This is a genomic window from Bacillus sanguinis, from assembly GCF_018332475.1.
In the GTDB taxonomy this organism is placed as follows: Bacteria; Bacillota; Bacilli; order Bacillales; family Bacillaceae_G; genus Bacillus_A; species Bacillus_A sanguinis.
The window spans coordinates 1-13,639 of sequence record NZ_BOQB01000085.1; the positions used below are offsets into that span (position 1 = coordinate 1).

Genomic DNA, 13,639 nt, shown 5'->3' on the forward strand with positions numbered 1-13,639 from the left:
TTGTAATGTTGAGCTATTTATTCTTTTTATCCCTCTTATAGAGGATAATTCATGTATGAGTTGCAGCATTGCTAAATCTTTCTGTTTACTTTCAATCATAATATCGAAATTATGATTGATTTTTTTTGCAATGTGTAAGAAAGGCTTAATAAACTCTAAATCAATATATTCAGCATGGGCCCTAAATTCTTTTTTTGATTTAGGGGAGGAAATGTGAACTTTAGGAGGGATATTTGTATGTGACCAAGTTTCAAAAATTGCAGGAAGTAACACTTCTAGCGGTTCCTCGCAAAGGTTTGCTATGTGATGATGGTAATCGAATACGAATGGGATCTTTTCTTTTTGGCAAATAGATAAAGTTTCAGTAGTTGTATATGTTTTATCATCGTTTTCAAGCGTCATTTGCTTTTTTATATGTGTAGGAAGTTTTTGTATATTTTCATGGAAACGCCCAACTGCTTTTTCTTTATTTCCATAGGCACCACCTACATGGATGTTAATATAGGAAGAATCTGCAACTCCTATTGCATCCAATACTTTATAATGATAGGTCATATCTGTAATAGCGTTAGTTGTAATATGCGGCTTGTCGCTTGTAAATAGCGTAAATTGATTTGGATGAAAACTTACTCGTAAATTATGTTCTTTAATTAATGTCCCAATTTTACGCCAAAGTGGTGTAAATGCCCCGATATAATCAAACTCTACTTCGGGATGTGTTGCAAGTGGGACGATGGAAGAGGATAAGCGATATAAAGGAATTTCATGCGCTATATTGTAATGAAGAATACGTATTGTATGCTCAAGATTCTGTCTTGTAACATCGTACAATTTATCTTCTCGTTCTTGTTTACTGAGTTTTTGAAAGCTTGTAAATGTCATCGTTTTGGCAGGAGAACAGTCCCACAGTGCCATTGCATGTGAGACATATCCAAACCGCATAATCATATGTGATACACCTCTTTTTACTCATTATCTTTCCTATAAGAAGAAAGAAAGTATCGTTCCTATCCATTCTTTCCCTCTATCAATAATGGAATGCGGGCTAACATCTTCAAAGGAAAGTAAGGACGCGCTTTCTAAATCCTTATGGAATTTGTTTTTTACTATTTGTATAAAATGTTTATCATATAAAAGGCAGTTGATTTCATGATTAATATATAAACTTCTCATATCAAAGTTTGCAGTTCCGATATCACAAATATAATCGTCCGCTATAATAACTTTGGCGTGAAAGAAACCTTGTTGAAATGCGTAAATATTACATCCGGCTTGTATTAACTTTCGGCAATATGGAAATTTTGCTTCTCGAACAAGGGCGTGATCGGCTTTCTCTGGAACGAGAATCGTGATTTGAACCCCACGTTTTCGTGCTTTTAATAATGCGTTCATTATTTTTTTTCCAGGAATGAAATATGGTGTACCGATAAAGAGTTCTTCTTTCGTATTTTCAATTAAGTGTAAAAAAGTATGTTGTAAATAGGCCCCATCGGTCGGAATAAATTGATGTTGGATGGTACCAGGTTGCAGTTTCGGAAAATAAAGAGAAGCATCCAATAGATTTTGGTTTGTATCATCAAACCAGTCATGTAAAAATTGTTTTTGTAAATCTTGTACTCCTTCGCCTGTAAGGCGTAAATGATAGTCTCGCCATAATCCTAAACGTTCATTATGTCCCAAATACTCTTCACCGATATTAAATCCCCCGATATAACCGATTTTTCCGTCAACCACTGTGATTTTCCTATGGTTGCGCTGATTGGCAGAAAAGAAAAGGAACGGAAACTTCACTTTATGACAAAATGAAAAAGAGACGCCGTGTTTTTGTAGGGAACGAATTGCTTCATTTGATAAATAATGACTTCCCAATCGATCGAGTAGAAGTCTTACTTCAATTCCTTCCTTTGCCTTATCGATAAGTAATTTTAAAAATTCACGACTGATTTTATCGTTTTTTACAATGAAGAACAAAACGTGTACATGGTGCCTTGCTTGTTGTATATCAGTAAATAAAGCATCATATAAATCCTGCCCGTATGTATAAAGGTGAAAATTACTTTGACGTAAAGGGAAAATACGAGAGCGCACACGCTTTAAATGAAGAATTCTCCCATATAAAAGGTCAATTGTGATCCAAAGAATAACGCATATTAACAAGAGAGATAAGAAGAACATAAGTGAATTCCCTCCTTTGCATTCTTTTCACCTTGATTTTGTTGAATGTTCGTAAAAGCACGATTGGTGAGGGCTAATAATCAGTAGGGAATAAACAGCTCTCTACGGATTAAAGTTTCACTTTATAGTTTCACCGAAATAAACAGCTTTATGAAAAAATATGTTGTTGTATAACAAAAAACTGTTGACTGAATGCTCACTCATTATATAATGAAGATAGGGGAAAAAATTCAGAAAATTATATGTTTTTGAAGATTCTAAAAAAGAAAGAGGGCTTACAAAGAGAGGGGTAGCATAAAAATGAATAGCTTACTGATCATGAATTGGCTGGCTGCCATTGCTGTTATTGCTTATGCGGGATATTTGTTTGTGTATCTTATACGAACGAGAATGGCCTACATACAGTTAGGAAAAAAGATTGAATTTGACCGTCGTTTTAAAGAGCGTTGGGATCTTCTTAAGGTCAATGTTTTCGGTCAGAAAAAGCTGCTGAAAGATAAAAAGAGCGGCATTATTCACGTTATGTTCTTTTATGGATTTATTCTTGTCCAATTTGGAGCAATTGACTTCGTTTGGAAAGGACTCGCACCAGGATCACATCTTCCACTTGGACCACTATACCCTGCATTTACATTCTTCCAGGAAATTGTCACACTTGTTATTTTAATTGCAGTCTTTTGGGCTTTTCATAGACGTTATGTCGAGAAGCTAGTTCGTTTAAAACGTAATTTCAAATCAGGTCTTGTTCTTATCTTTATTGGTGGCTTAATGATTTCTGTGCTACTAGGTAATGGGATGGGGATTATATGGCACGGCGAGGAGCTTTCATGGAGTGAACCAATCGCTTCTGCAATCGCTTACGTTTTCTCGGGAATAAATGAAACCGTAGCCATTTCTGTGTTCTACTTCTCTTGGTGGGTGCATCTACTAATTTTGTTAACGTTTTTAGTGTATGTTCCACAATCAAAACACGCGCATTTAATTGCGGGGCCAGCTAACGTTTTCTTCGGTCGTCTTTCAAATCCAGGGAAACTTGAAAAGATTGACTTTGAAGATGAAACGCAAGAAACATTTGGTGTTGGTAAAATTGAAGATTTTAGACAAAATCAGCTGATTGACTTATATGCTTGCGTAGAGTGCGGTCGCTGTACAAATATGTGCCCGGCAACAGGAACAGGGAAAATGTTATCGCCGATGGATTTAATTTTAAAACTTCGCGATCATTTAACTGATAAAGGAGCAGCAGTGACATCAAAAGCACCGTGGGTTCCGGTAGTTGCTTTTAATAATACGCAAGGAAATCAGTTAGCGATGATGGCATCTGGGAAAGGGCAACAGGAATCAGCAGCCACAGCAATCACTTACGATCCGAGTTTAATTGGAGATGTTATTACAGAAGAAGAGATTTGGGCTTGTACAACGTGCCGTAACTGTGAAGATCAGTGTCCGGTTATGAATGAGCATGTTGACAAAATTATCGATTTACGCCGCTACCTCGTTTTAACAGAAGGAAAGATGGACGCGGAAGCGCAGCGTGCGATGACAAACATCGAGCGTCAAGGGAATCCGTGGGGACTGAACCGTAAAGAGCGTGAAACTTGGCGCCAAGGTGATGATGAAGTAACGGTTCCAACTGTAAAAGAAAAATCGAAAGCTGGCGAGGAGTTCGAATATTTATTCTGGGTTGGCTCAATGGGATCATATGATAATCGTAGTCAGAAGATTGCAATATCATTTGCGAAGTTAATGAACGAAGCAGGCATTTCATTCGCGATACTTGGTAATAAAGAAAAGAACTCTGGGGATACACCACGCCGACTTGGAAATGAATTTGTCTTCCAAGAGATGGCGACAAAGAATATCGAGGAATTTGAAAAAGCAGGAGTGAAGAAAATCGTTACGATTGACCCTCACGCTTATAACACATTTAAAAATGAGTATCCAGACTTTGGCTTGCAAGCAGAAGTCTATCATCATACAGAATTGTTAGCTCAGTGGGTGAAAGAAGGACGCTTAAAGCCTGTTCACGCTATTGAAGAAACAGTTACGTACCATGATTCCTGTTATTTAGGAAGATACAACGAAGTATACGAAGCCCCGCGTGACATTTTGAAAGCAATTCCAGGTGTGAATCTTGTAGAAATGGCACGTAACCGTGAAACAGGAATGTGTTGTGGCGCAGGTGGTGGCTTAATGTGGATGGAAGAGACAGCAGGTTCACGTATTAACGTTGCTCGTACAGAACAAGCGCTAGCTGTGCAACCATCTATTATCGGTACAGGTTGTCCATATTGCTTAACGATGATTAGTGATGGGACGAAAGCGAAAGAAGTAGAAGAGAAGGTTCAAACTCTTGATGTAACAGAGATTTTAGAACGCTCTGTTATCGGACAGAAGAAAGAAGCGATGTAATTTGCAAGCATGAATACAACTTTAGAGAGAGGTGCAATCATTGCACCTCTTCTCAGCGTAAGAATACCGAGCGAGCGCTCGGTTCTAAAAAAAGAGATGGGGGAAATAGATATGAGTAAAACAGTTATTTTAAGTGCTGCAAGAACACCGGTTGGGAAATTTGGCGGATCTTTAAAAGACGTGAAAGCAACAGAACTTGGAGGAATTGCAATTAAAGCAGCGCTTGAAAGAGCAAATGTTTCTGCTAGTGATGTTGAGGAAGTTATATTTGGAACGGTTATTCAAGGTGGACAGGGACAAATTCCGTCGCGCCAAGCTGCGAGAGCTGCTGGAATCCCTTGGGAAGTGCAGACGGAAACAGTGAATAAAGTTTGTGCATCAGGGCTTCGTGCGGTTACGTTAGCGGATCAAATTATCCGTACTGGCGATCAATCATTGATTGTAGCTGGTGGTATGGAGTCGATGAGTAACAGTCCTTACATTTTACGTGGAGCAAGATGGGGATACAGAATGGGGAACAACGAAGTAGTTGATTTAAACGTTGCTGACGGTTTAACATGCGCATTTTCAGGTATACACATGGGTGTCTATGGCGGAGAAGTTGCGAAGGAAGATGGAATCTCTCGCGAAGCGCAAGATGAATGGGCATATCGTAGCCATCAACGTGCGGTGTCAGCGCATAAAGAAGGACGTTTTGAAGAGGAAATTGTGCCAGTAACGATTCCGCAAAGAAAAGGCGATCCGATTGTCGTTGCAAAAGATGAGGCGCCACGTGAAGATACAACGATTGAAAAATTAGCGAAATTAAAACCTGTATTTGATAAGACGTCAGCAGTGACAGCAGGAAATGCACCAGGACTAAACGATGGTGGTGCCGCGCTTGTACTAATGAGCGAAGATAGAGCGAAGCAAGAAGGAAGAAAGCCATTAGCGACAATTTTGGCACATACAGCAATTGCAGTGGAATCTAAAGATTTCCCAAGAACGCCAGGTTATGCAATTAACGCATTGCTTGAAAAAACAGGCAAGACAATTGAAGACATCGATTTATTCGAGATTAATGAAGCATTTGCAGCAGTAGCAATTGCAAGTACAGAAATCGCAGGAATTGACCCAGAAAAATTGAATGTAAATGGCGGCGCAGTGGCGATGGGACATCCGATTGGAGCAAGCGGAGCGCGCATTATCGTAACACTAATCCATGCACTTAAGCAGCGCGGCGGCGGAATTGGAATTGCTTCTATTTGTAGCGGTGGCGGTCAAGGTGATGCAGTGATGATTGAAGTTAATTAATTTACGGCGAGAAAACGATTCATTTATTACAGACTTATATTAAGGGGGAAGAAGGAATGGGTGTACAAAAAATAGTTGTAATTGGTGCAGGACAAATGGGATCGGGAATTGCGCAAGTATGTGCAATGGCAGGATATGATGTGAAGGTACAAGATTTAAAACAAGAGCAATTAGATAGAGGATTGGCTATTATTACGAAAAATTTAGCGCGCCAAGTAGAAAAAGGACGCATGAAGGAAGAAGAGAAGGAAGCAACGTTAAATCGCCTTACAGTAACGCTTGATTTAGATTGTGTAAAGGAAGCGGATCTTATTATTGAAGCAGCTGTTGAGAAAATGGATATTAAAAAGAAAATCTTTGCGAATCTAGATGAAATTGCTCCAGATCACGCGATTTTAGCGACGAATACGTCATCTCTGCCAATTACAGAAATTGCAGCGGTAACGAAACGTCCAGAGAAAGTAATCGGTATGCACTTTATGAATCCGGTTCCGGTTATGAAGCTTGTTGAAATTATTCGTGGTTTGGCTACAGATGATGTGGTATATGAAACGATTGAGGATATTACGAAGAAAATTGGGAAAGTACCAGTTGAAGTAAATGATTTCCCTGGGTTTGTATCGAACCGTATTTTATTACCAATGATTAACGAGGCGATTTATACATTATATGAAGGTGTAGCGACGAAAGAAGCGATTGATGAAGTAATGAAACTCGGTATGAATCATCCAATGGGACCTTTAACGCTCGCTGATTTTATCGGTTTAGATACATGTTTATACATTATGGAAGTGTTGCATGAAGGATTAGGTGATAGTAAGTATCGCCCATGTCCATTACTACGTAAGTACGTAAATGCAGGATGGTTAGGACGTAAAACAGGTCGTGGTTTCTACGTTTACGAATAAATTCCCCTTTGTTACAAAATAGTGGTCTTACCAAATTATTAAAAGGATATATAGCAAATGGAGGCGGAGTATATGAACTTTCGTTTTAATGAAGAGCAGCAAATGATGAGGAAAATGGTTCGAGATTTTGCACAGAAGGAAATAGCTCCCTTTGTTCCGAGTATGGAACAAGGGGTGTTCCCAAAAGAGATTTTGCAGAAGATGGGTGAGCTTGGACTAATGGGAATTCCAGCGCCTGCAAAATACGGCGGTGCAGAAATGGATTTTATTTCTTACATTTTAGCGATTGAAGAAATCTCAAAGGTGAGTGCGACAGTTGGTGTAATTTTAGCTGTACATACGTCAGTTGGAATGAACCCGATTTTATATTTCGGAACAGAAGAACAGAAGCAGAAATATGTTTCTAAACTTGCGACTGGTGAATACTTAGGTGCATTTGCATTAACAGAACCAAATGCAGGATCAGATGCAGGGAGTTTGAAATCAAGAGCTGTAAAGAAAGGCGATCACTACATTATTAATGGATCGAAAGTATTTATTACAAATGGTGGCGAAGCAAGTACGTACATTGTATTCGCTTCTATAAATCCAGAGGCAGGAAAAAGTGGGATTTCTGCATTTATAGTAGAGAAAGATACACCGGGCTTAATTATTGGCAAAGATGAGCATAAAATGGGACTTCTCGGTTCTCGTACTGTACAACTTACGTTCGAAGATATGAAGGTGCCAGCTGAGAATTTACTTGGTGAAGAAGGGCAAGGATTTAAGGTAGCGATGGCAAATTTAGATGTTGGACGAATTGGAATTGGTGCACAGGCTTTAGGAATCGCTGAAGCAGCACTTGCATGTGCAATTGATTATGCGAAAGAACGTGAGCAATTTGGAAAGCCAATTGCGGCGCAGCAAGGGATTGGCTTCAAACTTGCAGATATGGCAACTAGTGTAGAAGCAGCGCGATTACTCGTATATAGAGCAGCATCGCTAAGAGCGCAAGGATTACCGTGCGGTAAAGAAGCATCTATTGCGAAATTGTTCGCTTCTAAAACAGCTGTTGAAGTTGCGATTGAAGCGGTGCAAGTATTTGGTGGTTACGGTTATACGAAAGACTATCCAGTAGAACGATTTTTCCGTGATGCGAAAATCACGCAAATATATGAGGGAACGAGTGAAATACAAAAACTCGTTATTAGCCGAGCTTTATAAAAGAACTAGGGGGAGACGGGTATGCATTTTAAACTATCAGAAGAACATGAAATGATAAGAAAAATGGTTCGGGATTTTGCTAAGAACGAAGTAGCACCGACGGCAGCTGAGCGTGATGAAGAAGAGAGATTCGATCGTGCACTATTTGATCAAATGGCCGAGCTTGGTTTAACTGGCATTCCGTGGCCTGAAGAATACGGCGGAATTGGAAGCGATTACTTAGCGTATGTAATTGCTATTGAAGAATTATCCCGCGTCTGTGCTTCTACAGGTGTAACATTGTCTGCACATACTTCACTTGCTGGTTGGCCAATTTTTAAATTTGGAACGGAAGAACAAAAACAAAAGTTTTTACGACCGATGGCAGAAGGAACGAAAATTGGCGCATACGGTTTAACGGAGCCAAATTCTGGTTCAGATGCTGGCGGAATGAGGACAACTGCGAAAAGAGATGGAGACCATTACATTTTAAATGGATCGAAAATATTTATTACAAATGGTGGCATTGCAGATATTTATGTTGTTTTTGCGTTAACTGATCCTGAATCGAAGCAGCGTGGCACGAGCGCGTTTATTGTAGAAAGTGATACACCAGGATTTTCAGTTGGGAAGAAGGAGAGTAAGTTAGGGATTCGCTCTTCACCAACAACTGAAATTATGTTTGAAGATTGCCGTATTCCTGTAGAGAACCTACTTGGGGAAGAGGGCCAAGGATTTAAAGTTGCGATGCAAACATTAGATGGTGGCCGTAATGGTATTGCGGCGCAAGCGGTTGGTATTGCACAAGGTGCTTTAGATGCTTCCGTAGAATATGCAAGAGAGCGTCATCAGTTTGGGAAGCCGATTGCGGCGCAGCAAGGAATTGGTTTTAAACTTGCAGATATGGCAACGGATGTGGAGGCGGCGCGTCTTCTAACATACCAAGCGGCTTGGCTTGAATCGGAAGGGCTTCCGTATGGGAAAGAGTCAGCGATGTCAAAGGTATTTGCAGGCGATACAGCGATGAAGGTGACGACTGAAGCGGTACAAGTATTTGGTGGTTACGGTTATACGAAAGATTATCCAGTAGAGCGTTATATGCGAGATGCAAAGATTACACAAATCTATGAAGGAACACAAGAGATTCAAAGGCTCGTAATTTCTCGTATGTTAACGAAGTAGGAGCAAAGGCGTAGGGATCTTCCTACGCTTTTTCCTTCCAAAAAATAATAGAGAGAGGTGAAGGGGATGGTTAAACATAATGTACATGCGTCCGTGAAAGATGAAAAATTAGTCGCGTTAAGGCGTGAACAAATGATTAAAGGTGCAGTGCAATTGTTTAAGCAAAAAGGATTTCCGCGTACAACAACGAGAGAGATTGCAAAGGCGGCGGGATTTAGTATAGGGACGCTTTATGAGTACATTCGTACAAAAGATGATGTTTTGTATTTAGTATGTGATAGTATTTATGAACACGTAAAAGAAAGACTAGAGGAAGTAGTTTGTACAGAAATAGGAAGTGTAGAAAGTTTAAAGATAGCAATAACGAATTATTTTAAAGTAATGGATGAATTGCAGGAAGAAGTATTGATAATGTATCAAGAAGTACGTTTTTTACCGAAAGAATCACTCCCGTACGTATTAGAAAAGGAGTTTCAAATGGTAGGAATGTTCGAGAATATTTTAGAACAGTGTACGGAAAATGGGACATTTACATTAAATAAAAAAGAAATACAGCTTCTAGCACATAATATTTTTATACAAGGACAGATGTGGGGATTTAGACGGTGGGCGCTGCAAAAACTATATACGCTCGAAGAATATACAGAAATGCAAATTAGGTATGTGTTACAAGGGGCCCATATGCTTCCGAAATAAAGAGTGGGCAAATGATAATTTTATTGCTATATAAAGTTTCACGTTTTTTTTGTAGCATATTTGTGCGACTTTTGTTTATAATGAATAGTATGGATTTTTTTAAGCAGACCGTTATATATAAGGTTATATTTGATGAAAGGAAGTGCCGCATAAGTGAATTTTAAGCAATATTCACCAGAAGAGCTAAAAGAATGTTCAATGATTGAAGTTGTACATAGCGTTTTAGGGGATAAAAAACAAGCAACGACATTCAACGAGTTGGTTCAAGAAATCGCTCAAGTGCTGGGACTATCTCAAGAGCAAGTTAATGCGAAACTCGCACAATTTTATACAGACTTAAACATCGATGGACGTTTCATTAATTTAGGAGAAAATCGTTGGGGGCTACGAAGCTGGTACCCATATGAGCAAATTGATGAAGAAATCTTGCCTCAACCAAAACCGAAGAAGAAACGTAAAGTTGAAGAAGACGGTTTTGACGACTACATTGAAGAAGATGAAGACTTCGACGATGCAGACGGAAATGAAGAAGAAGATGTAGAAGATCTGGACAAGGTTCTTGAAGACGAAGACGGAGATGACGATGATCTTGATGATTTAGATGAAGATGAAGAAGATGACTTCGCCGAAGAAGAACTTGAGTATGATGAAACTGAAGAAGAAGAAGAGGAAGAACTGTAGTTCTTGACTTTTCATTATCGTCCATGTAGAATCATTTTTGGGCTCTTTAAAAAAGGACGATAATACTTTTAAAGTGTAAATATAAAAGAAAATTGCTCCCTACTTATTACTTTATGTGATGAGGGGAGCAATTTTCTTTTTTGTTTTTTGTTTAGAAAATAAAAAGAGTCTAACAATAAGATGGATACAGTGTTATCTACATACGTTGCGCTTTGCAACGGTGATTATATAACAGCAAAATAGGAGGGAGCTTTTTCATGACTAAGTATATTTTTGTAACAGGCGGTGTAGTATCGTCTTTAGGAAAAGGTATTACAGCAGCATCTCTTGGAAGACTTTTAAAAAATCGTGGTTTAAACGTAACGATTCAAAAGTTTGATCCATACATTAACGTAGACCCAGGGACTATGAGTCCATACCAACACGGTGAGGTATTCGTAACAGATGATGGTGCAGAAACTGATTTAGACCTTGGTCACTATGAGCGTTTCATCGACATCAACTTAAACAAGTACAGCAACGTAACAACAGGTAAAATTTACTCTTCAGTTCTTCAAAAAGAGCGTCGTGGTGAATACCTAGGAGGAACAGTTCAAGTTATTCCTCACATTACTAACGAAATTAAAGAGCGTGTATACCGTTCTGGTCGCGAAACAAACGCGGACGTTGTTATTACAGAAATTGGTGGAACTGTTGGTGACATCGAGTCTCTACCATTTTTAGAAGCAATCCGTCAAATTAAGAGCGACATCGGTCGTGACAATGTAATGTACATTCACTGTACGTTAATCCCGTACTTAAAAGCAGCGGGTGAAATGAAAACAAAACCAACACAACATAGCGTTAAAGAGCTTCGTAGCTTAGGTATTCAACCAAATATTATCGTTGTTCGTACAGAATTGCCTGTTTCTCAAGATATGAAAGACAAGCTTGCATTATTCTGTGACATCGATACAAAAGCAGTTATCGAAGCACGCGATGCAGATACTTTATATGCGGTTCCATTATCTCTTCAAGAGCAAAATATGGACCAAATCGTTTGCGATCATTTAAAATTAGACAATCCAGCTGCAGATATGACAGAGTGGACTGCGCTAGTTGATAAAGTACGTAACCTTTCTAAGAAAACAAAAATCGCTCTTGTTGGTAAATACGTAGAGCTTCAAGATGCATACATTTCTGTTGTAGAAGCACTTCGTCATGCAGGTTACTCTTTCGACACAGATGTAGAAGTGAAATGGGTAAATGCTGAGCACGTAACAGCAGAGAACGTACAAGAATTAGTAGGAGACACAGATGGTATCCTTGTACCAGGTGGCTTCGGCGATCGTGGTGTAGAAGGTAAAATCGTTGCAATTCAATATGCTCGTGAAAACAAAGTACCATTCTTAGGAATTTGCTTAGGTATGCAACTTGCATCAATCGAATTTGCACGTAACGTATTAGGATTAGAAGGAGCTAACTCTTCTGAAATTAATCCTGACACACCTTATGCAATCATTGACTTATTACCAGAACAAAAAGATGTAGAAGACTTAGGTGGTACACTTCGTCTTGGCCTATACCCATGTAAGCTTGCTGAAGAAACAAATGCTTACAGTGCTTACAATGAGCCGGTTGTATATGAGCGTCATCGTCATCGTTATGAGTTCAACAATCAATTCCGTCCAGATATGGAAAAAGAAGGATTTGTATTCTCTGGTACAAGCCCAGACGGTCGTCTAGTTGAAATCATTGAATTAAAAGATCACCCTTGGTTCGTGGCAGCACAGTTCCACCCAGAACTAGTTTCTCGTCCAAACCGTCCACAACCATTGTTCCATGACTTCGTAAGAGCTTCTATTACGAATAAAGAGAGCAAGTAATAAAAAAAGCGCCTGAAATAGGGCGCTTTTTTTTAATATTCATTTAACATTTCATCGATTGTAAATTTGATCCCGTGATATGCAAATAAAGCTATCATTAAACTTGGGAATCCGTAACGATTGCCTTCATCGTCTGGAATAAGACCTTTTAACAGCTTTGTATCAATATGTACATCTGTATATTGTTCTAGTGATTCAGTACCTTCTTGAATAGCAGAGATCCCGACGATAGAGTGGCCATCTGTTTGAAGTTTTTTTGCTATTGCTACAACTTTTTCATCTGTTGAAAAACGGCTAATAAGAAGTACACGATCTGCAGAAGTTACTTCTACTTCTTTACCATTTTCAAATAATCGTTTTGCTTGCTTCATTGGTTCAGCGCCAAATAGTGCTTCAGCAACAACGCCCTCCATTTCATTTGTACCATGTAAATAAATGAAACCTTCGCCAATTAATGCTTGAGCAAGTAGACGGGCGCTATCTTCTATATTCATTTCCTCTTTCTGAGAAACTCTGGAGAAATAACCACTTAATTGAGTTGAAAAAATTTTTAACATAATATTACTCCCTTCGTACATGATTACCGGCTTTCATTATAGTTTATTTTTTTAGAAAGGTGAAATCGAAGGGTAGCATAACAAAATAGGAAACGGTAAAATAAGAAAGAATAGGAAGGAATTTGCCAAAGAATAGCGAAAATTAATCGTTAAGATATAAGAAGCTTTAAATCTTGTACTTACACAGAAAGGTTGGGAGTTATGGAAGGGAAAATTTTAATCGTTGATGATCAATATGGCATTCGTGTGTTATTACATGAAGTGTTCCAAAAAGAAGGTTATCAGACATTCCAAGCAGCAAATGGATTTCAAGCTTTAGATATCGTGAAAAAGGATAATCCAGATTTAGTAGTGTTAGATATGAAAATTCCAGGTATGGATGGTATAGAGATTTTAAAGCATGTAAAGGAAATTGATGAGAGTATTAAAGTAATTTTAATGACTGCTTATGGGGAGCTTGATATGATCCAAGAAGCAAAAGATTTAGGAGCTTTAATGCACTTTGCTAAACCGTTTGATATTGATGAGATTCGTCAAGCAGTGAGAAATCAGCTTGCTGTAGAGGCGTAAAAAATGAATTTTTTATAAAAAATATGGAAAAAAGCGTTTACATGGACTATTGAGCAGGTGAATACGGTTGAGTTTTTGAGTACAAGTTGTTATCCTATTGAGTGTAGAAAAAAGTCCG

At 38.7% G+C, this 13,639-nt stretch carries 12 protein-coding genes; 9 read left to right on the forward strand and 3 right to left on the reverse strand.

Annotation, left to right across the window (positions count from 1 at the left end):
- Together uvsE and cls are read right to left on the reverse strand one after the other, a co-directional pair.
- Positions 1-948: UV DNA damage repair endonuclease UvsE (uvsE, locus tag KI369_RS11020; protein ID WP_212955977.1), on the reverse strand; the 948-nt coding region annotated here is incomplete at its 3' end.
- Between the two features lie 33 nt (positions 949-981).
- On the reverse strand, positions 982-2,175 hold the full coding sequence (gene cls / locus KI369_RS11025; protein WP_212955978.1) for a cardiolipin synthase: 1,194 nt from the start codon (positions 2,173-2,175) through the stop codon (positions 982-984).
- A gap of 300 nt (positions 2,176-2,475) precedes the next feature.
- Here cls and KI369_RS11030 point away from each other — a divergent pair, with 300 nt between their 5' ends.
- The 8 genes from KI369_RS11030 (at position 2,476) to pyrG (ending at position 12,394) form a co-directional block, all read left to right on the forward strand.
- Positions 2,476-4,587, forward strand: coding sequence for a (Fe-S)-binding protein (locus KI369_RS11030; protein ID WP_212955979.1), 2,112 nt, complete (start codon positions 2,476-2,478; stop codon positions 4,585-4,587).
- Between the two features lie 9 nt (positions 4,588-4,596).
- Entirely contained in the window at positions 4,597-5,880 is a 1,284-nt protein-coding gene (locus KI369_RS11035; protein ID WP_212955980.1) for an acetyl-CoA C-acetyltransferase, read from the forward strand.
- Between the two features lie 56 nt (positions 5,881-5,936).
- Positions 5,937-6,788 (forward strand): 3-hydroxybutyryl-CoA dehydrogenase, encoded by an 852-nt coding sequence (locus KI369_RS11040; RefSeq protein WP_212955981.1) that lies wholly within the window; start codon positions 5,937-5,939, stop codon positions 6,786-6,788.
- A gap of 72 nt (positions 6,789-6,860) precedes the next feature.
- Complete coding sequence (locus KI369_RS11045; protein ID WP_212955982.1) at positions 6,861-7,991, forward strand: acyl-CoA dehydrogenase; 1,131 nt, start codon at positions 6,861-6,863, stop codon at positions 7,989-7,991.
- Positions 7,992-8,012: 21 nt separating this feature from the next.
- Entirely contained in the window at positions 8,013-9,152 is a 1,140-nt protein-coding gene (gene acdA, locus KI369_RS11050; protein ID WP_212955983.1) for an acyl-CoA dehydrogenase, read from the forward strand.
- 66 nt (positions 9,153-9,218) lie between these two features.
- Positions 9,219-9,848, forward strand: a complete 630-nt coding sequence (locus KI369_RS11055) for a TetR/AcrR family transcriptional regulator (protein WP_212955984.1) — start codon at positions 9,219-9,221, stop codon at positions 9,846-9,848.
- A gap of 153 nt (positions 9,849-10,001) precedes the next feature.
- Positions 10,002-10,529, forward strand: coding sequence for a DNA-directed RNA polymerase subunit delta (gene rpoE / locus KI369_RS11060; RefSeq protein ID WP_212955985.1), 528 nt, complete (start codon positions 10,002-10,004; stop codon positions 10,527-10,529).
- Between the two features lie 257 nt (positions 10,530-10,786).
- Complete coding sequence (gene pyrG, locus KI369_RS11065) at positions 10,787-12,394, forward strand: CTP synthase (RefSeq protein WP_144614912.1); 1,608 nt, start codon at positions 10,787-10,789, stop codon at positions 12,392-12,394.
- A gap of 32 nt (positions 12,395-12,426) precedes the next feature.
- Here pyrG and KI369_RS11070 read toward each other — a convergent pair whose 3' ends face one another.
- The gene (locus KI369_RS11070) at positions 12,427-12,951 is read right to left on the reverse strand and encodes a DUF2529 domain-containing protein (protein WP_212955986.1); all 525 of its coding nucleotides are present in this window, start codon (positions 12,949-12,951) and stop codon (positions 12,427-12,429) included.
- A 201-nt stretch (positions 12,952-13,152) separates the two neighbouring features.
- Between KI369_RS11070 and spo0F the strand changes: the two genes are divergently transcribed.
- Positions 13,153-13,521 carry a sporulation initiation phosphotransferase Spo0F gene (spo0F, locus tag KI369_RS11075; protein ID WP_000398595.1) on the forward strand — a complete coding sequence of 123 codons (369 nt, stop codon included), beginning with the start codon at positions 13,153-13,155 and terminating at the stop codon, positions 13,519-13,521.
- The last annotated feature ends 118 nt before the right edge of the window (positions 13,522-13,639 follow it).